This window comes from Rhizobium sp. PAMB 3182 (assembly GCF_052908355.1).
Map to the genome: position 1 here is coordinate 3,825,428 of NZ_CM128607.1, position 21,033 is coordinate 3,846,460.

Genomic DNA, 21,033 nt, shown 5'->3' on the forward strand with positions numbered 1-21,033 from the left:
ATCAGAACTCTTCCCAATTATCAGTTGAGCTTGAGGTTTTGGCTGGTGCGTTGAAGGCGGAGGCGACCTTGCCCATCAACGAATGTGCGGGTGAATTGCGCGGTCTGTTGGCGGCCGGATCGGCAGCCTTGACCGGAGTGCGGAAGGGAGCCGGCTTCGGCTGAGCGGCGACCGGGCGAGGGGCGGCTGCGGGTCCGGCGGAGTGCGGCGCGGCCGACGGACGGGCGAAGCCTTCGTTGCGATCGCCAAGCCGGAACTGGCCGATGACCTCCTCCAGCCGGACGGTGTCCTGATGCAGCGTATGGCTTGCCGCATTGGTCTCCTCGACCATGGCGGCGTTCTGCTGGGTCACATGGTCCATCTGGCCGACGGCCGTGTTGATTTCGTTCAAGCCGGCGCTCTGCTCGCGGGCGGCGACAACGATCGACTGCATGTGGTCGTTGATCTGGACGACGTCGCCGCTGATTTCGCGCAAGGCGGTGCCGGTGGCGGTGACCAGTTCGACGCCGGTCTGCACTTCGGCGCCGGAGCGGGCGACGAGATGCTTGATGTCCTTGGCGGCACCTGCGGCGCGGCCGGCCAGTTCGCGGACTTCCTGGGCGACGACGGCAAAGCCCTTGCCGGCTTCACCTGCGCGGGCCGCCTCGACGCCGGCATTCAGCGCCAGAAGGTTGGTCTGGAAGGCGATTTCGTCGATGACGTTGATAATCTTGCCGATTTCGGCCGAGGCGGTCTCGATCCGGCCCATGGCTTCCATCGCCTCGGTGACGACGGTGGAGGAATGTTCGGCGCGCGACTTGGTATGGCCGACGAGGCGGGTCGCTTCCTCGGCGCGCGCGGTGGCGTTGCGCATGGTCGCAGTGATCTGGTCGAGCGCGGATGACGTTTCCTCAAGCGAGGCCGCCTGCTGTTCGGTGCGACGGGCGAGATCGTCCGCGGCGTTGCGCATCTGGCTGCCATTGGCGTGGATGGCGCTCGACTGTTCTTTGATGACCTGCATCACGCCGCGCAGCTTGACGAGCGCACTGTTGTAGTCGGTCCGCAGGCGTTCGAGGTCAGCGCGGAAGGGTTCGACGATGTCATGGCTCAGATCGCCGTCGGCGAGTTTCGTGAGGCCTGCGGCGAGGGCGTCGACGGCATGCCGGATTTCGGCTTGCTCGCGCTCATGGGTGGCAACACGCTGGTTCTGTTCCGTCTCCCGCTGGCTGCGCGCGAGTGCGGCATCGGCTTCGACCTTGCGTTTCTCGAGCGCTGCCACACGCAAAATGTTGGCGGAACGGGCCATGTCGCCGATCTCGTCGCCGCGTTTGATGCTGCCGACGGCGCTGTCGTAGTCGCCACTGGCGATGTGCTGCAGGCTGTCGCGCAGGTTGCGGATGCCGCGCAGGATGTTACGCGATTGCCAGGAGACGATGAGCGAGACCGCTGCAAGTGCGGCAAGACCTGCCAGAAGCTGGACGTAGAATGTGCTGGTGACCGACTGGCTGGCGTTCTGGATGTGCTGGAACTGGAGTTTGCCCGCCGCCTCGGCAAGGGTCGCCAGGGATTGCGTAACGCGTTCGCCGGCACCATCGATGACGTCGTCGATCTTCGCATACTCGCTGACGTCGGCGCCCGTCTCTATCATCTTGACGAGATCGGTCTGAATGGCAGCTGTCAGGGCAGTGATGTTGTCGGCGAGGGTGTTGGCAATCTCCGTGAGGCCCTGCGACTTCGCGAGCCCGACGAGTTCGGATGTGCCGTTCTTCAGCAATTCGGAGTTCTGCGTGATGATGTTCATGCGGTCGGCAGGGATGGTCTTTGCGTCGGCGTCGATGATCGAATCCATCGCCGCGAGGACGAGCTCTGTATTGGCAAGCCGCATGCCTGTGATCTGCTGGTTGAACTGTTCGGCTGTCACGGATCCCCTGAGGGCCTCGTTGACGGACATATTGCCATACGCCGAGATTGCGATGGTCGCGCCGAGGCCGGCGAATGCGCCGAAGCCGGCCATCCAGAGACGGCGGCTGACCGTAATGTTCTTGCTCACATTGCTGTTCACGCTGGTTCCCACGTCAAAACTGTTCCCACCCGTGACTCCCCGAAGAGAGCCCCCTGGAGTCCAATTATCGCCGCAATCATTTAACGAAGCGCTAACCACGCGGAACGCGGGTTTCAGGACCTGTTGCACCGCAGGGGCTTTATGACGCGCTCGCGGCTGTTGCCTCGGTTGCCGTGTCCAAGTATGACGGCGAAAACCGTAGGGCTGGGCTCCCGGAATATGGAAGGCATGTCATGAAACCAAGACTTGTTGCGGTCATCGCGTTCGCTGTCGTCCTTGCAGGGCTCGCCGGCTGGTTTGCCATGGAGTACACCCGGTCCAACAACAAGCTTGCCGAAGGCCCATATGGCGGTCCGTTCGATCTCGTCACCCAGGATGGCTCGAAGATCACCGAGGCAGCGCTGCGCGACGGCAAGCCGACGGCACTGTTCTTTGGCTACACACATTGCCCGGATGTCTGCCCGACGACGCTGTTCGAACTCGATGGCTGGCTGAAGCAGGTCGATCCGGATGGCGACAAGCTGCAGGCCTACTTCGTCTCCGTCGACCCGGAGCGCGATACGCCGGCGATCATGAACCAGTACGTTTCCAACGTCTCCAAGCGGATCACCGGCATTTCCGGACCGACCGACAAGGTCGCCGACATGGTCCGCGGCTTTCACATCTATGCCAAGAAGGTGCCGATCGATCCGAATGCGCCCGACGGCGACTACACGATGGATCACACGGCTTCCGTCTTCCTGCTTGACGGCAGCGGCCGGTTTTCGGGTACGATAGCCTATGGCGAGGATACCGATGTCGCCATCAAGAAACTCCAGAACCTGATTGCCGGCTAAATCCGGGAAAGACCTTCGACAGTGAGCCAGATCCGCCTCTACGTGACCACCACCGAGCGCAATGCCGATGTCATCCTCGGACTGATGACCGATGTCTTCGAGGATCGCGGCTACGCGATTGCGACGATGGAGATCGACGAGAAGCGCGATATCTGGGAGGCGAGTGTCTATCTGCAGGAGGAGGAAGAGGCCGAAATCCGCGCGGAGTTCGAGGACTTGCTCAAGCCGGGCTTTGCCAAGCTTGTCGTCGAGTCGGAGGTGCTTCCGGAAATCGACTGGATCGCCAAGTCGCTGGAGGGGTTGAAGCCGGTCAGGGCAGGGCGCTTCATCGTCCATGGCTCACATGACCGCGACAAGGTCTTGCCCGGCGACCTGCCGATCGAGATCGACGCCGGCCAGGCGTTCGGCACGGGACATCACGGCACGACCGCCGGCTGCCTTGAAATGATCGATTCGGTCATCCGGGCGCGACGGGTGAACAATGCGCTCGATCTCGGCACTGGCAGCGGCGTGCTCGCCATTGCCGTCAGGCGTTTGAAACGCGTTCCGGTTCTGGCGACCGACATCGATCCGGTTGCCGTTGCCGTCGCGAAGGAGAATTGCCGGCTGAACGGGATCCGCTCGGGCATCGATCTGGTGACGGCTCCGGGCTTTCATTCGCGCGCCTTTGCCGATCACGGGCCGTTCGACCTGATCATCGCCAACATCCTGGCGCGCCCGCTGATGAAGATGGCGCCGCAGCTCACGGGTTATCTGGCGCCCGGCGGCTCGGTCATTCTCTCCGGCATTCTGGCCAGCCAGCGCTGGAAGGTGCTCTCCGCCTATAATGGCGCGGGCCTCCGCCACGTGCGCACCATCTGGCGCAATGGCTGGGTGACGATCCATCTGGATCGGTGCTGACGGGATCTGAGTTTTCGCTGATTGGAAAGACCAAAAGGAAAAGGCGGCACCGGGAGGAGGTGCCGCCTTTCCTGTTGTTGCCCGCGAGCTGGGAGGAGGAGGATGCTCGAGCGGGCTCTAGCGTATTCCTTTAACCGTCCCGGTTTGGGAGGAGGAGGAGAGCCGAGACGGCGTTAATCAGAATACGTAGGTCGTTGCGCCTTTGCGGCGGAGTTCTTCGCGGGACGTGCCCATTGCCTTCAGCGACTCGTCGTCAAGGTTGAGAAGCGCGCCGTTGACATAGCGGCGGACCTGACGTTCGCGTGCCGAAACCAGATTGTTGTAAGCTGCACGGAAGAAGGAGTTGCTCATTTTGAATTCCTTTCATACCGGGTGTTTGTTGCCCCGTTCGATGATTGGAAGATAGTGAATCGTTTCGGCTTTAGGCAGGGGGTTTAGGTCATGGGTGCTATGCAGCAAACGCATAGTGCAGCGCAGCATTCGGTGGCGGAGCCGGCGATTCTGCAGGGGTGCCGCCACCAGCCAACCCGCTCTCGCTCTTTTCCCTGCGGACGGATGTGCTAGGTAGATAGTCCGCACAGACATCTCACTGCCGCCGAAAGTCCCGCCCATGTTTCAATCCTTTGACGTCACCTCCACACCGCAATTCGGCCGCGCCCGGGTCGAGGCCTTGCGCGCCCGTTTCGACGGGCTCGGCATCGACGCATTTCTGGTGCCGCGGGCGGACGAGTATCAGGGGGAATATGTGCCGGCGTCGGCCGAGCGGCTTTCCTGGCTGACGGGATTTACCGGTTCTGCCGGCATTGCACTTATCGGCCGCCACGAGGCCGTGGTCTTCGTCGACGGCCGTTATACGACGCAGCTTGCGAGCCAGGTGGATGGCGACGTCTTTTCCGGAGGCGATCTCGTCAATGCGCCGCCGCATGTCTGGCTGAAGACGCATGCGGCGCCGGGCTTGAGGCTTGGCATCGATCCCAAGCTCCATACGGGCGCAGACGTCCGCCGGCTGGAAAAGGCGCTGGAGAAGTGCGGCGGATCACTTGTCATTCTCGAGGAGAACCCGGTCGATGCGATCTGGGACGATCGGCCGGCCGAGCCTTGCGAGCCGATCGCGGTGCAGCCGGAACACATTGCCGGCAAACAGGCGGCTGCGAAGATCGCCACAATCGCCGAGGGCTTGGCCGAAGAAAACTGCTCGGCGGTGCTGCTGTCCGATCCGTCCTCTGTCGCATGGACTTTCAACATCCGTGGCAACGACGTGCCGCATACGCCGCATCCGCTGGCGCGTGCCATCATTCATGCCGACGGGCGGGTCGAGCTTTTCTGCGATGCCGGCAAGATCAAGGGCGCGGCGATGGAGCATCTTTCGGCACTCGCCACCCTTTTCCCGCCAGATACGCTTTCGAAGCGGCTGGCTGCGATTGCCGTCGACGGCGGCCGTATTCTGGTCGACAGCGGCTCGGCCTCCTATTTCCTGACGCAGGCGATCCGCGATGCCGGCGGCGAGGCGGTCGAGGGCACCGATCCGGCGCAGCTGCCGCGCGCCTGCAAGAATGCCGCCGAGCTCAACGGCTCTCGCGCCGCGCATCTGCAGGACGGAGCGGCCATGTGCGCCTTTCTCCACTGGCTCGATACGTCCGAACCGGGCAGCGTGACGGAGATTTCGGCGGCGAAGGCGCTGGAGGCGGCGCGCGCAAAGGTCGGCGAGCGCATGCAGAACGCGCTGAAGGACGTCTCATTCGAGACGATTTCCGGCGCCGGTCCGGATGCGGCGATCATCCATTACCGGGTGACGACGGCGACCGACCGGCCGCTGAAGGCCGGCGAGATGTATCTCGTCGATTCCGGCGCGCAATATGTCAACGGCACGACGGACATCACCCGCACGGTGGCGATCGGCGATGTGCCGGAGGAGCAAAAGACCTTCTTCACGCTGGTGCTGAAGGGCATGATCGCCATTTCGCTCGCCCGCTTTCCCAAGGGGACGCGCGGCTGCGACCTTGATCCGCTGGCGCGTATCGCGCTGTGGAAGGCGGGGGCGGATTACGGCCACGGCACCGGTCACGGTGTCGGCGCCTACTTGTCGGTGCACGAAGGGCCGCAACGCATTTCGCGACTTTCGACGCAGGAGCTGCTGCCCGGCATGATCCTTTCCAACGAGCCGGGATACTACCGCCCGGGCGCCTTCGGCATCCGCATCGAAAATCTGATCGTGGTGCAGGAAGAGACGGAGATTGCCGGCGGCGACAAGCCGATGCTCGGCTTTGAGACGATCACCTTCTGCCCGATCGACAAGCGGCTGATCGTCACCGATCTGCTGACCCGCGAGGAGTTGCAGTGGATCGACGGCTATCACGCCGAGGTGCGCGAGAAACTGATGCCGTTCATTGAAGAGCTGGCCGTGAAGGCCTGGCTGGACGCTGCGACGACGCCGTTTTCCGTTCATTCCTGAAAAGGTGTTTTCGCGCCTGATCGGACAATTTTGCCCGATTCCGGCCTTGTCATCATGCAGGCAAGCGGTAGAGATCGCACAAGTGAATTTCAGAACCCATCGAAGGAGGAGACAAGATGAAACTGATGCGTGTTGGCGCGCCGGGCGCCGAGAAGCCCGCTATTCTGGATAGCGAAGGCAAGATCCGTGACCTGTCCGGCCATGTGGCCGATATCGGCGGCGATGCGATTTCGCCGGAAGGACTGGCCAAGATTGCCAAGATCGATCTCTCGAGCCTGCCGGTCATCGACGGGCGCGTCGGTCCCTGCGTCGCCGGCACCGGCAAGTTCATCTGCATCGGCCTCAACTTCTCCGACCACGCCGCCGAATCCGGCATGGCCGTTCCGCCGGAGCCCGTCATCTTCATGAAGGCGACGTCGGCGATCTGCGGTCCGTATGACAACGTGCTGATCCCGCGCGGCTCGGAAAAGACCGACTGGGAAGTCGAACTCGGCGTCGTCATCGGCAAGACCGCGAAATATGTCAGCGAAGCCGACGCGCTCGATTACGTGGCCGGCTACTGCGTCAGCCACGACGTATCCGAACGCGCCTTCCAGGCGGAGCGGGCCGGACAGTGGACCAAGGGCAAGTCCTGCGACACCTTCGGTCCGGTCGGTCCCTGGCTGGTGACCAAGGACGAGATCGCCGATCCGCAGGCGCTGAACATGTGGCTGAAGGTCAATGGCCAGACGATGCAGAACGGTTCGTCGGCGACCATGGTCTATGGCGTGAAGTTCCTGGTGTCCTATCTCAGCCAGTTCATGAGCCTGCAGCCGGGCGACATCATCTCCACCGGCACGCCTCCCGGCGTCGGCATGGGCATGAAGCCGCCGCGTTACCTGAAGCCGGGCGAAGTGGTAGAGCTTGGCATCGATGGCCTCGGCAGCCAGAAGCAGACCTTCGTCGCCGACGCTTAAGGCGCGGCGATCAAAGGCCGAAGCCGTGCCGCAGAAGGAGGATGATCGCCAAAGCGGCGATGATCGTCACGATCTGCGAGTAGCGCAAACCAATGACAACTGCGGCGGCTATGGTGACCTTCACATCATAGCCGCCGTAGACAAATGCCGGCGCCCAGAGCGTCGTCAGAACCGCTGCAGGCACGGCGTTCAGCGCCGCCTCCAAGCGCGGCGGCATGGTCTTCAGCCGGGTGATCAGGACATAGCCGCCAATGCGGGTGAGGTAGGTCACGGCAGCGGATGCCAGGATGACGAGAACCATGTCGAGGTGAAACTGATCGCTCATTCGATCACCGCCTTCGGTTGGCCGTCATGTTGATTTGGCGTGGCTTTGATGGGCAGCAAGGCGGCGACTGCGACGCCCGCAATAGCTCCGATGCTCACATGCCAGGGTGAGCCCACCAGCTTGAAAGCGAGTGTGGAAGCGATCGCGCTGGTGCCGACGATCGGCAGGAAGCGGCTGCGCTTTCGAAAGCCGATGACCAGGCACAGAAAATAGACCGGCAGCAGCACGTCGAGACCAAGGGCGTGCGGATCGCCGATCAACTGGCCGAAATAGGCGCCGATCATCGTCATGATCAGCCATTGGCCGTAGATCAGCGTGCCGCAGCCGAGATACCAAGTGAAGTTCAGCGACTTCGTCTTCTCGTAGTGGCGCAGCGATTCGGCGAATTGCGGATCGGTGAGCAGGAAGAAGGTGAGGGCGCGCTGGAGCAAACCGAAGTCGCGGACGAAGGGGGCAAGGGCGGCGGAATATAGGATGTGGCGGAAGTTGACGGCGAAGACCGAGAGAACCACCAGCCAGGCGGGAACGTGCTGGCCGAAGAGTTCGATACCGACAATCTGGCTGGCGCCGGCATAGATCGTCGCGCTCATCAGCGATGCCTCGCCGAAGGTTACGCCGTTGGCGGTTGCCAGCGCCCCGAACAGGATGCCGAACGGTGCCGAGGCCAGCACCGGCAGGCCGCCGCGCATCCCCAGTATAAACTCTCTTGAGTTCATTTTTGTCCCCTTTGGCCAAGCCTTAGGGCGCTAAGGCTTCCAAAGCAATTCAGTTCTCTTATGATTGCTTTCAAACAATTGAACCATCATCCGGCCCTGCCGGTTCCCGCGCGGGTTGCGCCCAATAAATGTGAAGGCGGCCATGAAACCGATCGAATTTCCGAAAGAGGAGAAGCTGGCGCTCGCCAGACGCCTGCAGGATTACCTGCAGGAGGAGGTTGATGTCGAAATCGGCCAGCTGGGAGCGGAATTCATGCTGGACTTCATCGCCAAGGAGATCGGCGTTCATTTCTACAATCGCGGCCTGAGGGACGCGCAGGCGGTCGTGACCGCGAAGATGGAAGACGTGGTCGAGGCGATCTATCTTCTGGAGCGGGAGGCCTGACGGCGTCCTAGATCTTCTGCTTCTTCATCTGGAAGGTATGCTCCGGACCAGGGAAGGTTCGGGCCTTCACTTCGTCGGCATAGTCTTCCACCGCCTTGGAAATCTGCGGTGCCAGCTCGGCGAAGTGCTTGACGAAGCGCGGCTTGAAATCGTTGAAGACGCCGAGCATGTCGTCAACGACGAGGATCTGGCCATCGCAGGCCGGTGACGCGCCGATGCCGATCGTTGGCGTGGCATTGCCGTCGGAGAGTTCGCGGGCGACCGGCTCGATCGTACCCTCGACGACCATGGCGAAGGCGCCGGCCAGCGAGACGGCGCGCGCATCGCGGCGGATCTTGTCTGCCTCTGCCTCGGTGCGGCCGAGCGAGCGGTAGCCGCCGGTCGCATTGACGAGCTGCGGCATCAGGCCGATATGGCCGAGCACCGGAATGCCGCGCGTCGTCAGGAAGTGGATGGTTTCGGCCATTTCCTCGCCGCCCTCCAGCTTGATGCCGTCGCAGCCGGTTTCCTTCATGATGCGGGCGGCGTTGCGGAAGGCCTGCTCCTTCGATTCCTGGTAGGAGCCGAACGGCATGTCGACGATGACGCAGGCATGGCTGACGCCGCGCATCACCGCCTGGCCGTGGGCGATCATCATTTCCATCGTCACGCCGACCGTGGTCGGCAGGCCGTAGAGCACCATGCCGAGCGAATCGCCGACCAGCAGGAAGTCGCAGTGCGGATCGAGGAGCTTTGCGATCGGGGTCGTGTAGGCCGTCAGCGAGACGATCGGACGCTCGCCCTTGAGGGCGGTGATGGCGGCGGGCGTGAGCCGCTTTTCGCGGACGGTGACACTCATGGCATATACTCGCTTGCTGTCAGGCAGCTTTGGCGCCGGCGTTCAGGCCGAGCACGCGGTTGTCGAGGAGCTTGGTCGTGCCGATACGCACGTAAAGCAGGAGCAGGACCGGCCTGTCCTTGAGATTGTCCGGCTGTTGAAGCGTGTCGGCGTCGCGGATCGCGACGACTTCCGGATTGGCCAGCGGCTCGGCCCGGATGAAGTCGCGGATGGCACCTTCAAGCGCTGCGACGTCCTCAAGGCCCGAGGCGACCAGCCGTTCGGCCTCGGCAAGCGCCTTCGGCACGATGACGGCGGCACGGCGCTCTTCTGTCGACAGGTAGACGTTGCGCGAGGAGCAGGCGAGGCCGTCGGCTTCCCGGACAGTCGGCACGGGCACGATGCGGACGGGGATCGCCAGATCGTCCACCATGCGGCGGATGATGGTGACCTGCTGGTAGTCCTTCTCGCCGAAATAGGCGCTGTCCGGCTGGACGATGTTGAAGAGCTTGGAGACGACGGTGGCGACGCCGGCGAAATGGCCGGGGCGGGCCTCGCCCTCCAGCTCGCTTCCGAGCTTCGGTACATCGACGACGGTCTCCATCGGACGCGGATACATGTCCTCCACGCCCGGCGCGAACAGGAAATCGACGTTGGCCTCCGTCAGCATGGCGCTGTCTCGGGCGAGGTCGCGCGGGTATTTCGCCAGATCCTCGTTGGCGCCGAACTGCAGCGGATTGACGAAGATAGAGGCGACGACGATGTCGTTCTCGGCGCGCGCCCGGCGCACGAGCTCCATGTGGCCGACATGCAGGTAGCCCATGGTCGGCACGAAGCCGATCCTGCGGCCGGCGGCGCGGTGCGGCGCCAGGCTTTGCCTCAGATCCGCGATGGTCTTGAGTGTCTTCACGTCCGTCCTCCCATGCCGACGGATGCACAAAAAAGATGCGGCGATTCCCTAACCTGTGCGCTGCAAAAAGGCAATTGCATCAAGGCTGATATGGGTACGCCGAGCTATTCGGCCAACAGGGAGCGGCTGGAGACGATTTCGACGCCTTTTGTCCGCATCTCCTCGATCGCCTGGCGGACGCCTTCCGGATCGATGCCGCGCGAGCCATCCTCGACGAAGCGGATGGTGACGCCCGGCAGCATGTCGACGGCATCGAGAGCGGAAAACTTGACGCAGTAATCGGTGGCCAGCCCCAGGAGATCGATCTCGGTCACCGCCATCGCCTTCATGTAGTCGGCAAGGCCGGTCAGCGCCGCCTGGTCGTTGTCGCGGAAGCTGGAGTAGCTGTCGACGTCGGGGTTCTGGCCCTTCTGCTGGATGAAGTCGATCCGGTCGGCATGAAGGTCGGGATGCAGTTCGGCGTCCGCGGTGCCCTGGACGCAATGGTCCGGCCACATCATCTGCGGCTTGCCGGAGAGTTCGCCCATTTCGAACGGCGCCTTGCCCGGATGGGCGGAGGCGAACGAGCCGTGGCCGGCCGGATGCCAGTCCTGCGAGGCGACGATCAGATCATAGCGGCCGCTCTCGATCAGGGCATTGGCGACCGGCACCACCTTGTCGCCGTCTGGGACGGGCAGATTGCCGCCGGGGCAGAAACCGTTCTGGATGTCGATCAGCAGCAGGGCCTTGGTCACGGGGCGCGTCCTTCTCTTTGACAGGGCCGCACGATGCCAAGGGTCGGGGCAGGGATCAAGGTGCGCAACGGCCAAAAATGCCGCATCGGCATGCCGCAATTTGGCCGCGATGGAAGCGATGGAGTGACCGCCTCACGCCAATCCGGATCTCCCATGCGCCTCCTTCTCGCTCTCGCCTTCCTCTCCGTCGCCGCCGCACCTGCTGTTGCCGACAGCTATACCCGCGAGGGTCTTGTCGAACCGGTGCTGCATCTTGCCGGCCCGCACCAGACGCCGACCGTGGCGCTCACCTTCGACGCCTGCATGGGCCGCACCGATCCGCGCATCCTCGGCGAGCTTGTCGAGAAGAAGATCCCGGCGACGATCTTCGTCACCGCCCGCTGGCTGAAATACAATCGGGCGTCCTTTGACGTCCTGCGCGCCCATCCGGACCTGTTCGAGATCGAGGACCATGGCGAGAACCACATTCCGGCGGTCGACCGGCCGATCTCGATCTACGGCATCAAGGCCGCAGGCTCGGCCGAGGCGATCGGCCACGAGGTGGAGGGCGGGGCTTCTGCCATCACCGCCGCAGGTGCGCCGCAGCCGAAATGGTACCGCGATGCTACCGCCGTCTACAGCCCGTCGGCGATCGCCGAGATCAAGGCGCTCGGCTACCGCGTCGCCGGCTTTTCCGTCAACGGCGACGGTGGCTCGCTGCTCGGTGCCTCGGCCTCGGCCCGCCGCATAGGCTCCGCCAAGGACGGCGACATCGTCATCGCCCACATCAACCAGCCGACGCATGCCGCCGGCGAGGGCGTGGTCAAGGGCATCGAGACGCTCCGGGCGAAGGGGTATCGGTTCGTGCGGCTGGCGGATGTGCCGGAGGATGACGAGGGGGCGGTGAAGGCAGGCGGGTGAAACACTACGGGAAATTTTTATCCGACAAGGAACTCAGAATAACGTTCGCCAATGAACACTGGCAGCGACAGACGCAAAAGCAATAAATTTTGACATTCTTCGCATTCTAGGTTGAATGTCACTTCAGTGTTTCGCTTATGAGTGCAAATGACGTGCTGAAGAAAATTAGAATACGAAACTTCCGATCAATCTCCGATCTGACGCTCGATCTCGATGATCTCAATATATTGATTGGGAAAAATGATACCGGGAAAAGCAACATTTTGCGGGCGTTAAATCTGTTTTTCAATGGAGAAACTGACTTTCGGAAGGAATTTGATTTCAAGAGAGATTTTGCGAAACACGCAAAAACGGGCCAAGGCAAAGCACCCGAAGTTAGAATCGATGTTCAATTCAACATACCAAAAAATTATCAAGTGCCGGATGGAGCTCGTGCAATCGAATGGACATGCCGGTGGAGATCTAACGAAGACATAGAGGAAGAGCCAGTTTTCATCGTGGGATCAAACAAGAAGATCTCGATATCCCGCCGCTCAAAAATTCGTTCATATCTGAATAATATTGACTATCACTACATTCCCGCATTGAAGGGTAGGGAGTACTTTTCGGAGCTGTTAGCGGACATATATGACGTATTGTCCGACGTTGCTGAGGATGATCTTCTGTTGGCATCGCAACCACTGCAAAAGCAGGTGGAAGTTACATTGGAAGATGTGGCAAAAGAACTTGAGGGAGTCCTCCAGAATGCGAGCTTACCGAAGCTTCCGGATAATTTGGGGTCGATATTTAGGCTTATTCAGTTCGAAAGTGAGGGAATTGATCTTGATAGGCGAGGCGACGGTATTCGAGTGCGTCATGTTCCAAGTTTGATGACGTTTCTTTGCGATCTAAAGTCTAAACGCGCAGGCCACTTTCAATCAGGTCATATTTGGGGTTTTGAAGAGCCTGAGAATAGCGTGGATTTTATTTCAGCTTTCGCTTTGAGAGACCAGATATTGGACATTTCCAGGCGAAAAGATTTTCAGATTTTGATGTCAACTCATTCTCCGGTTTTCTTCAAGTTGGAAGAAGCTGACGTGGCCAAAACTATGTTCTTTACGAAGGCCAACTCGGAGACGCGACTGTCAAGCGTTGAGGGAGATGTATCAGACGAAATGGGTGTTCTACGTGTCGTGTCACCTTATGTCGAAAAGAGTCGAGCATACGTAGACGAACTGAGGGTTAAGGTAGCCAATTTGACCAATCGTCTGGCAAACGACGTGTTAGACCCTTCGCAAAAGGTTGTTTTTTTGGAGGGTGATAGTGACGTGCTCATCCTGAAGGCGGTTTGCGACAAATTGAACGTCCTTCAGGATGTGAGATTCATCTGTAGTATTGCCGATGGGTATTCTTCAGCAAATGCTGTAGCAGATAATTTAATCGCGTGGCATCATGTACAAAAAAGCCGTGAATTAAATCGCCGGACAATCGGAGTTGGCCTTGTTGACGATGATGCCGCTGGCGAAAAGGCCAAAGAGATTTTCAATGAAAAGATGCGAGCAGAAAAGTCGAAGAATGCTCGGATTATGAGCTATCAGGTGACTTCCGCGATTGCGAAGCGGACGATTGCAGCCGGCTTTAAGCCAAAGATGACTGTTGAATCATTTGCTCCGGCAGACTGCTGGAAGGTGGCATTCGATAATAAATGGCTCCAAGAAAAATCTCGGGATGTAGTGCTAGCATCTGCTGTCGGCGAGCATAGGCGAATATTTTTGGATGAAGGGTTGAAGGCACTGTATACCGGTGCGCCAGTTGATTTATATCCTCATTTGTACGACGTGAAAATTGAACGCAAAAGAGATTTTTCTGAGATTTTTTGTCAACATATTGAAAAAGATGCAGGCGTCTCTGCTGGTTTTTCCGCGACAATAAAGGCTGTCAGAGATGCATTCTTGGGCACGCTTGTTTGATCACACCCGCGCCACGAACCCATCCAGCACGCGCTTCTGCCCCGCTTTGTCGAAATCGACCGTGAGTTTGTTGCCCTCGATGGCGGAGACGTTGCCGTTGCCGAATTTCTGGTGGAAGACGCGGTCGCCGACGGTGAAGGCGGAGGGGGTGTCGCTGGTCGACTTGGCGACCAGTTCGCCGTCGATGGTGCGGCCGCGCGGGCCGGATTCGCCGTAGCCGATGCGTTCGACGGCGTGGCCGGAGCGGTTGCCCCAGTTCGAGCGGGTCGCCTCGGTGCGGTTGGCCTGGGCACGCTTCCAGCCGGGTGTCGAATAGGAATTGTTGAACGGATCGGCCGTGTCGAAGCGCGACTGGCCGTAGCTGCCGCGTCCATAGCCGCCATAGGAGGTTTCCACCTCGGCGACCTCGACATGGGTGGTCGGCAGTTCGTCGAGGAAGCGTGACGGGATGGTCGACTGCCAGAGGCCGTGAATGCGGCGGTTGTTGACGAACCATATATGGCAGCGGCGCTTTGCCCTAGTGATGCCGACATAGGCGAGGCGGCGTTCTTCCTCCAGTCCGGCGCGGCCGCTTTCGTCGAGCGAGCGCTGGTGCGGGAACAGGCCTTCCTCCCAGCCGGGCAGGAAGACGGTCTCGAATTCCAGTCCCTTGGCGGAATGCAGCGTCATAATCGAGACGGCGTCTAGGTTTTCGTTCTGCTCGACATCCATGACCAGCGAGACGTGTTCGAGGAAGCCGCGCAGCGACTCGAACCCCTCCATCGAGCGGATCAGTTCCTTCAGGTTTTCCAGTCGCCCCGGCGCTTCTGCCGATTTGTCGGCCTGCCACATGGCGGTATAGCCGCTTTCGTCGAGGATCTGTTCGGCGAGCTCGGTGTGCGGCGTGTTTTCCAGCAGCGACTGCCAGCGGCGGAAATCGGTCACGACGTCGAACAGCGCCTTGCGCGGCTTCGGCTTGAACTCGTCGGTCTCGATCACTTCCGCCGCGGCGGCGAGCATGGGAATGTCGCGGGCGCGGGCGTAATCGTGCAACTGGCGGACGCTCGCGTCGCCAAGGCCGCGCTTCGGCGTGTTGATGATGCGCTCGAAGGCGAGGTCGTCGGCCGGCTGGCAGACGAGGCGGAAATAGGCCATGGCGTCGCGGATCTCGAGGCGCTCGTAGAAGCGCGGGCCGCCGATGACGCGGTAGTTGAGGCCCAGCGTGACGAAGCGGTCTTCGAATTCGCGCATCTGGAAGGAGGCGCGCACCAGGATCGCCATGTCGTTGAGATTGTGTTTCTCGCGCTGGAGCTGCTCGATTTCCTCGCCGATGGCGCGGGCCTCTTCCTCCGAATCCCAGGCATTGTGGACCTGTACCTTGTCGTCGTCCGGGTCGGTGCGGTCGGTAAACAGCGTCTTGCCGAGGCGGCCCTCATTGTGGGCGATCAGGTGGCCGGCGGCGCCGAGGATGTGCTCGGTCGAGCGGTAATTGCGCTCCAGCCGGATGACCTTGGCGCCCGGAAAATCCTTCTCGAAGCGCAGGATGTTGTCGACCTCCGCGCCGCGCCAGCCATAGATCGACTGGTCGTCGTCGCCGACGCAGCAGACATTGATCGGCTCGCCCTTCGGCCGCTGGGCCAGGAGCCGCAGCCACATGTACTGGGCGGTGTTGGTGTCCTGATACTCGTCGACGAGGATGTATTTGAAGCGGCGGTGGTAATCCTTGAGGATGCCGGGCTCGCTGCGGAAGATATGGATCGGATGCAGGAGGAGGTCGCCGAAATCGCAGGCGTTTAGCGTCTTCAGCCGAGCCTGATAGGCCCTGTAGAGTTCGCGGCCCTTGCCGTTCGCAAAGGCGCGGGCGTCGCCTTCCGGTATCTGCTCCGGCGTCAGCCCCTTGTTCTTCCAGTTGTCGATCATGCCGGCGAACTGCTTGGCCGGCCAGCGCTTGTCGTCCAGCTCTTCGGCCTGGATGATCTGCTTGATCAGCCGGATGACGTCGTCGGTGTCGAGTATGGTGAAGTCGGACCTCAGCCCGACGACCTCGGCATGGCGGCGCAACAGCTTGACGCCGATCGAGTGGAAGGTGCCGAGCCATGGCATGCCTTCGACGGCATCGCCGAGCAACAGGCCGATGCGCTCCTTCATCTCGCGCGCGGCCTTGTTGGTGAAGGTGACGGCGAGGATCTGCGAGGGGAAGGCGTGGCCGGTCGAGAGAATATGGGCGATGCGGGTGGTCAGGACGCGGGTCTTGCCCGTGCCGGCGCCGGCCAGCACCAGCACCGGGCCCTCCGTCGTCTCCACCGCTTCGCGCTGTTCCGGGTTCAGGCCCGAGAGATAATCCGGGGCGCGCTTCTGGCCACGTGCGGCCATGGCGCGGGCGGCGATGCCTCCGGCCGACGGCGCGGGGGCGGCGGGCGTCCTAGGTTCGGGTTCCTCGTCGAAAAAGGGAATGTCGTCATAACCACCGATCATGCGGCTCAATGTAGTGATTCGGTTCCAAAAGGCAAAAGAAAGAGAACAAAAGGCGCACTTACCCCATGAATTGATGGGGTTTGCCGCTAAATCAAACGCAACTGTGATCGAACATGACCAAATTGTAATCTTGTTTCGCTTGTCGCATTTTAGGATTAAATCATAATGCAGCCTGACGAACCGTGAGCAGAGCGGGCGACCAGGGGCGGAACCAAAGGTCGCATGCAGAACTCTGCCACCCCCCGGAGAAATTGATGCGTCTGTGGAAACAGCTGGTTTTGAGCCTGATCGTTCTGTGTGCCGGTCTTTATGTGTGGGTGACGTTTGTACCCGGAGCCGGTGCCCTGTTGCAGAAGATGGGCCTGTCGCAGGAGGTGGTTGCCGCCATCGCCCCGAAGAGTGAAAGCGCGCCCGGAGCGGGCGAAGGTCGTGGCCGCGGCGGATTTCGCAGCGGTCCTACCGTCGTCGTCACCGCGCCGGCCGGAGAGGGGGTCGTCAACGATCAGCTGACGGCCATCGGCAATGGCGAGGCGATCGAGTCCGTCGTCATCGCGCCGCAGGCCTCCGGCAATATCGCCGCGGTCAATATCCGCTCGGGCGACCGGGTGAAGAAGGGCGAGGTGATCGCCAGCCTTGACCGCGAGGAACAGGTGATCGCCCGCGACCAGGCGCAGGTGGCGCTGGAAAGCGCGGAAGAGAAGCTGTCGATCTACAAGAATGCGAAGTCGACCGTTTCGCGCGTCAGCCTGGTGGAATCCGAGATCGACGCCAAGTCGGCGAAGCTCGCCCTCGACAATGCTGAGCTGACGCTGAAGCGGCGGGATATCGTCTCGCCGATCGATGGCGTCGCCGGCATCATTCCGGTCAGCGTCGGCGACTACGTGACGACCTCGACCGCGATCGTAACCGTCGACAACCGGTCCGAGCTGCTTGTCGACTTCTGGGCGCCCGAGCGGTTTGCCGCCGGGATGGAAGCCGGACAGCCGGTTCAGGCGACGGCGGTGGCGCGGCCCGGCGAGGTGTTTTCCGGCGAGATTGAAGCCGTCGACAACCGTATCGATGAGGCGAGCCGCACCTTCAAGGTTCGGGCCCGCATTCCCAACACGGACGACAAGCTGCGCGCCGGCATGGCATTCACAGTGTTGATGAAATTCGGCGGCGACAATTATCCGTCCGTCGATCCGCTCGCCGTGCAGTGGGATTCGGACGGGTCTTATGTCTGGCGGGTGACGGACGGCAAGGTCGAGAAGGTTCGCGTCGCCATCATCCAGCGCAATCCGGACGTGGTGCTGGTCAAGGGCGATATCGCCAAGGGTGACAGCATCGTTACCGCCGGCCTGCAGCGGCTGCGCGAAGGCGCCGAGGTGGAGGTTGCCGGTGCTGCGGATGTCGAGAAGCCAAAAGACGAGAGTGGCAAGGCTGTGCCCGAGGCCGAGGTGAAGGCATCCGGCAGCGAGCGGGGTGCGTAAATGGCGGCAGAGGAAACTCCTACAACCGAACATGGTTCTACCGCGCTCTTCGTGCGCCGGCCGATCCTGGCGCTGGTCTTCAACGCGCTGATCGTCGTTGCGGGTCTTGCCGCCTATTTCGGCGTCGAAGTGCGCGAACTGCCGGATGTCGATCAGCCGGTCATCACCGTGCGCACCAGCTTCACCGGAGCGTCGCCGGAAACGGTTGACCGCGAGATCACGCAGGTCATCGAAGGCGCGGTCGCGCGCGTTTCGGGGTTGAAGTCGATGTCCTCGACTTCGTCCTTCGGCTCGAGCCGTGTGACGCTGGAATTCACCGACGCAACCGATCTCAACGTCGCCTCGATGGATGTGCGCGATGCGATCAGCCGGGTCACCAACGAGTTGCCGGATGACGTCGACGATCCCCGCATCGTCAAGGCGGACGCCGATTCGCAGCCGATCATGCGGCTGGCGCTGACCTCCGACACGCTGTCGATCGAGGATCTGACACTACTCGTCAACGACCAGATCGCCGACCGGCTCGCCTCCGTCGAGGGAGTTGCGGATGTCGAGGTCTACGGCGACCAGGACAAGGTGTTCAAGGTCGATGTCAGCCAGTCCGAACTTGCGAGCCGCGGGCTGACGATCGCCGACATCAGCACGGCGCTCGCCTCGATGGCGCTCGACGTGCCGGCGGGATCGCTGACCAGCCTGAAGCAGGATATCGTCGTGCGCGCCACCGCGTCACTGACGAAGCCGGAGGATTTCGCCAATATCCTGATCAACGACCGGGTTCGCCTCGGCGACGTGGCGACGGTCACCTTTGGGCCGGATACGGGATCGACGACGCTGCGGGCCAATGGCAAGCCCGGCGTCGGCATGGGTATCATCCGCCAGGCGCAGTCGAACACGCTGTCGATTTCGGCAGGCGTTCACAAGGCGGTCGAGGACATCCAGAAGACGCTGCCGGAGGGCACGTCCATCCGCATCAGCAGCGACGACGCGGTCTTCATCCAGGGGTCGATCGAGGAGGTCATCCGCTCGCTGATCCTGGCAGCCGTTATCGTGGTTGCGATCATCTATCTCTTCCTGCGCGACTGGCGGGCGACCATCATTCCCGCCGTCACCATGCCGGTGGCGCTGATCGGCACGCTGGCGGCGATCTACCTCGTCGGCTTCTCCGTTAATATCCTGACTCTGCTGGCGATCGTGCTGGCGACCGGGATGGTGGTGGACGACGCCATCGTCGTGCTTGAAAACATCGTGCGCCGGCGTGGCGAGGGCATGGGGCCGCGTGCCGCCGCCGTCCTTGGCACGCGGGAGGTGTTCTTCGCCGTGGTCGCCACCACCGCGACGCTCGCCGCCGTGTTCGTGCCGCTCTCCTTCCTGCCGGGCCAGATCGGCGGGCTTTTCCGCGAGTTCGGCTTCGTGCTGGCCTTCTCGGTTCTCATCTCCTCGGTCGTGGCGCTCACCCTCTGTCCGATGCTTGCCTCGCGCATCCTGACCTCGCATTCCGTCAGCCATGGCGGCATGCTCGCCGACTTTGGTAACAGGCTCGGCGGGCTCTATCGTCTGCTTTTGAAAGCGGCGCTCGACGCGCCGATGGTGATCCTGATCGCCGGCGCGCTGTTCGCACTTGCCGCGCTCGGCACGTTCGGTCTCCTGACGAGCGAGCTGACGCCGAGGGAAGACCGTTCGCTCCTGTTGATGCGGGTTTCCGCGCCGCAGGGCGTCAGCCTCGATTACACCCGTGACCAGATGCAACAGGTGGAGGAACGGCTGAAGCCGTTGACCGACAACGGCGAGATCCGGAACATCTTCTCGATTTCCGGCTTCGGGTCCAATACGAACTCCGGTTTCATGGTCATGCAGCTCGCGCCATGGAGCGAGCGTACACGCACGCAGGACGAGATCGCCTCCGACGTCAACAAGGCGACGGCATCAATCCCCGCCGTCAATGCCTTCGCGATGCAGCCCAACAGCCTGCACATCCGTGGCGCCGGCAACGGTCTTTCCTTCGCGATCGTCGGTGCCACGCATGAGACCCTGTCGGAGGCGTCCATCAGGCTTGTCGATGCGATGCAGGACGACAGGGCATTCTTCTCAAATCCGCGCCTGTCGAATGACGCGCGTCAGGGGCAACTTTCCGTCGTCCTTGACCGCGAACGGGCCTCGGATCTGGGCATCAACATTGCCGGCCTTTCGGCGGCGCTTCAGTCGCTGCTCGACGGCCGCTCTGTCGGCGACGTCTATGTCGACGGCCACTCCTACGACGTGATGCTGACCTCCGATACGCATCCGATCGATGATCCGACCGATCTCGAGAACGTCTTCCTGAAGACTGGAGACGGCAAGTACGTGCCGATGTCGACGATCGCGACGCTGGAAGAGCGGTCGGTCGCGCCGAGCCTGTCGCGCGAAAACCAGCTCGCATCGGTCGGCCTGCAGTCCAATCTCGCCGATGGCGTTTCGCTGGGCGCGGCGCTCATCGAGCTCAACCGGATCGCGGCCCCCATCCTGCCGCCGGGCGCGCGCATCCTGCCGCTCGCCGAGGCGGCCAGCCTCGGCGAGAACTCGAGCGGCATGGCGGTGACCTTCGGCTTCGCGATTATCATCATCTTCCTGGTGCTCGCCGCCCAGTTCGAAAGCGTGCTGTCGGCGGTCATCATCATGGCCACCGTGCCGCTCGGACTTGCCTGCGCGGTCTTCGCCATGCTGATGACCGGCTCGTCGCTGAACGTCTACAGCCAGATCGGACTGGTCTTGCTCGTCGGCGTCATGGCCAAGAACGGCATTCTCGTCGTCGAATTCGCCAACCAGCTGCGCGACCGGGGCCACGACGTGCGCCGGGCGATCGAGGAGGCCGCCAACCTCCGCCTGAGGCCGGTGATGATGACGATGATCTCCACCGTGCTTGGCGGCGTGCCGCTGGTGCTGGCGCACGGGGCAGGGGCGGAAGCGCGCATCGCGCTCGGCTGGGTCATGGTCGGCGGACTGGGCATGGCGACGGTGATCACACTGTTCGTCACGCCGGTCGCCTACCTGCTTCTGGCGCGATTCGCCAAACCGCATGCGGACGAGGAAAAGCGCCTGCATCGCGAAATGAGCGCCGCGCAAGAATTGCAGGCTGGGGAATAAAGCGGTTGCTTTGCCGCAAAGCGCCAATCGTGGTCAACCAATTGCCGTATTTCATGGTAAGAGGCAGAT

17 protein-coding genes are annotated in these 21,033 nt (G+C 61.7%); 9 read left to right on the forward strand and 8 right to left on the reverse strand.

The features are described from left to right. Position 1: 1 nt before the first annotated feature. Positions 2-2,029, reverse strand: coding sequence for a methyl-accepting chemotaxis protein (locus ACU5AZ_RS18310; RefSeq protein WP_446823751.1), 2,028 nt, complete (start codon positions 2,027-2,029; stop codon positions 2-4). 245 nt (positions 2,030-2,274) lie between these two features. Here ACU5AZ_RS18310 and ACU5AZ_RS18315 point away from each other — a divergent pair, with 245 nt between their 5' ends. Further along, positions 2,275-2,877 carry an SCO family protein gene (locus ACU5AZ_RS18315; RefSeq protein ID WP_446823752.1) on the forward strand — a complete coding sequence of 201 codons (603 nt, stop codon included), beginning with the start codon at positions 2,275-2,277 and terminating at the stop codon, positions 2,875-2,877. 21 nt (positions 2,878-2,898) lie between these two features. Beyond that, positions 2,899-3,777 carry a 50S ribosomal protein L11 methyltransferase gene (locus ACU5AZ_RS18320; RefSeq protein WP_446823753.1) on the forward strand — a complete coding sequence of 293 codons (879 nt, stop codon included), beginning with the start codon at positions 2,899-2,901 and terminating at the stop codon, positions 3,775-3,777. Between the two features lie 177 nt (positions 3,778-3,954). Here ACU5AZ_RS18320 and ACU5AZ_RS18325 read toward each other — a convergent pair whose 3' ends face one another. Next, entirely contained in the window at positions 3,955-4,128 is a 174-nt protein-coding gene (locus tag ACU5AZ_RS18325; RefSeq protein WP_446823754.1) for a hypothetical protein, read from the reverse strand. A 259-nt stretch (positions 4,129-4,387) separates the two neighbouring features. Here ACU5AZ_RS18325 and ACU5AZ_RS18330 point away from each other — a divergent pair, with 259 nt between their 5' ends. Both ACU5AZ_RS18330 and ACU5AZ_RS18335 read left to right on the forward strand, forming a co-directional pair. Continuing rightward, positions 4,388-6,229: an aminopeptidase P family protein gene (locus tag ACU5AZ_RS18330; protein WP_446823755.1), complete on the forward strand. Its 1,842-nt coding sequence runs from the start codon at positions 4,388-4,390 to the stop codon at positions 6,227-6,229. Positions 6,230-6,345: 116 nt separating this feature from the next. Next, entirely contained in the window at positions 6,346-7,185 is an 840-nt protein-coding gene (locus ACU5AZ_RS18335; RefSeq protein WP_446823756.1) for a fumarylacetoacetate hydrolase family protein, read from the forward strand. 10 nt (positions 7,186-7,195) lie between these two features. Here the strand turns inward: ACU5AZ_RS18335 and ACU5AZ_RS18340 are convergent, their stop codons facing one another. Both ACU5AZ_RS18340 and ACU5AZ_RS18345 read right to left on the reverse strand, forming a co-directional pair. Next, a complete protein-coding gene (locus tag ACU5AZ_RS18340) occupies positions 7,196-7,510 on the reverse strand; it encodes an AzlD family protein (RefSeq protein WP_446823757.1) in 315 nt (104 codons plus the stop codon). Further along, the gene (locus ACU5AZ_RS18345; protein ID WP_446823758.1) at positions 7,507-8,226 is read right to left on the reverse strand and encodes an AzlC family ABC transporter permease; all 720 of its coding nucleotides are present in this window, start codon (positions 8,224-8,226) and stop codon (positions 7,507-7,509) included. Before ACU5AZ_RS18345 ends, ACU5AZ_RS18340 begins: the two co-directional genes overlap by 4 nt. 142 nt (positions 8,227-8,368) lie before the next feature. Between ACU5AZ_RS18345 and ACU5AZ_RS18350 the strand changes: the two genes are divergently transcribed. Beyond that, positions 8,369-8,611 (forward strand): DUF2164 domain-containing protein, encoded by a 243-nt coding sequence (locus tag ACU5AZ_RS18350; RefSeq protein ID WP_446823759.1) that lies wholly within the window; start codon positions 8,369-8,371, stop codon positions 8,609-8,611. Positions 8,612-8,618: 7 nt separating this feature from the next. Here ACU5AZ_RS18350 and panB read toward each other — a convergent pair whose 3' ends face one another. From panB to pncA, 3 genes are all read right to left on the reverse strand, one after another. Continuing rightward, positions 8,619-9,449, reverse strand: coding sequence for a 3-methyl-2-oxobutanoate hydroxymethyltransferase (gene panB / locus ACU5AZ_RS18355; protein WP_446823760.1), 831 nt, complete (start codon positions 9,447-9,449; stop codon positions 8,619-8,621). A 19-nt stretch (positions 9,450-9,468) separates the two neighbouring features. Continuing rightward, positions 9,469-10,338: a pantoate--beta-alanine ligase gene (panC, locus tag ACU5AZ_RS18360; protein ID WP_446823761.1), complete on the reverse strand. Its 870-nt coding sequence runs from the start codon at positions 10,336-10,338 to the stop codon at positions 9,469-9,471. Positions 10,339-10,442: 104 nt separating this feature from the next. Continuing rightward, positions 10,443-11,072, reverse strand: coding sequence for a bifunctional nicotinamidase/pyrazinamidase (pncA, locus tag ACU5AZ_RS18365; RefSeq protein WP_446823762.1), 630 nt, complete (start codon positions 11,070-11,072; stop codon positions 10,443-10,445). Positions 11,073-11,225: 153 nt separating this feature from the next. Between pncA and ACU5AZ_RS18370 the strand changes: the two genes are divergently transcribed. Further along, complete coding sequence (locus tag ACU5AZ_RS18370; protein ID WP_446823763.1) at positions 11,226-11,972, forward strand: polysaccharide deacetylase family protein; 747 nt, start codon at positions 11,226-11,228, stop codon at positions 11,970-11,972. A 152-nt stretch (positions 11,973-12,124) separates the two neighbouring features. After that, positions 12,125-13,921 carry an ATP-dependent nuclease gene (locus ACU5AZ_RS18375; protein WP_446823764.1) on the forward strand — a complete coding sequence of 599 codons (1,797 nt, stop codon included), beginning with the start codon at positions 12,125-12,127 and terminating at the stop codon, positions 13,919-13,921. Here ACU5AZ_RS18375 and ACU5AZ_RS18380 read toward each other — a convergent pair whose 3' ends face one another. Further along, positions 13,922-16,375, reverse strand: coding sequence for an ATP-dependent helicase (locus ACU5AZ_RS18380; RefSeq protein ID WP_446826050.1), 2,454 nt, complete (start codon positions 16,373-16,375; stop codon positions 13,922-13,924). It lies immediately after the preceding gene. Between the two features lie 254 nt (positions 16,376-16,629). Between ACU5AZ_RS18380 and ACU5AZ_RS18385 the strand changes: the two genes are divergently transcribed. Further along, a complete protein-coding gene (locus ACU5AZ_RS18385; protein ID WP_446823765.1) occupies positions 16,630-17,844 on the forward strand; it encodes an efflux RND transporter periplasmic adaptor subunit in 1,215 nt (404 codons plus the stop codon). After that, positions 17,845-20,964: an efflux RND transporter permease subunit gene (locus tag ACU5AZ_RS18390; protein ID WP_446823766.1), complete on the forward strand. Its 3,120-nt coding sequence runs from the start codon at positions 17,845-17,847 to the stop codon at positions 20,962-20,964. It abuts the gene before it with no gap. Positions 20,965-21,033: the final 69 nt, after the last annotated feature.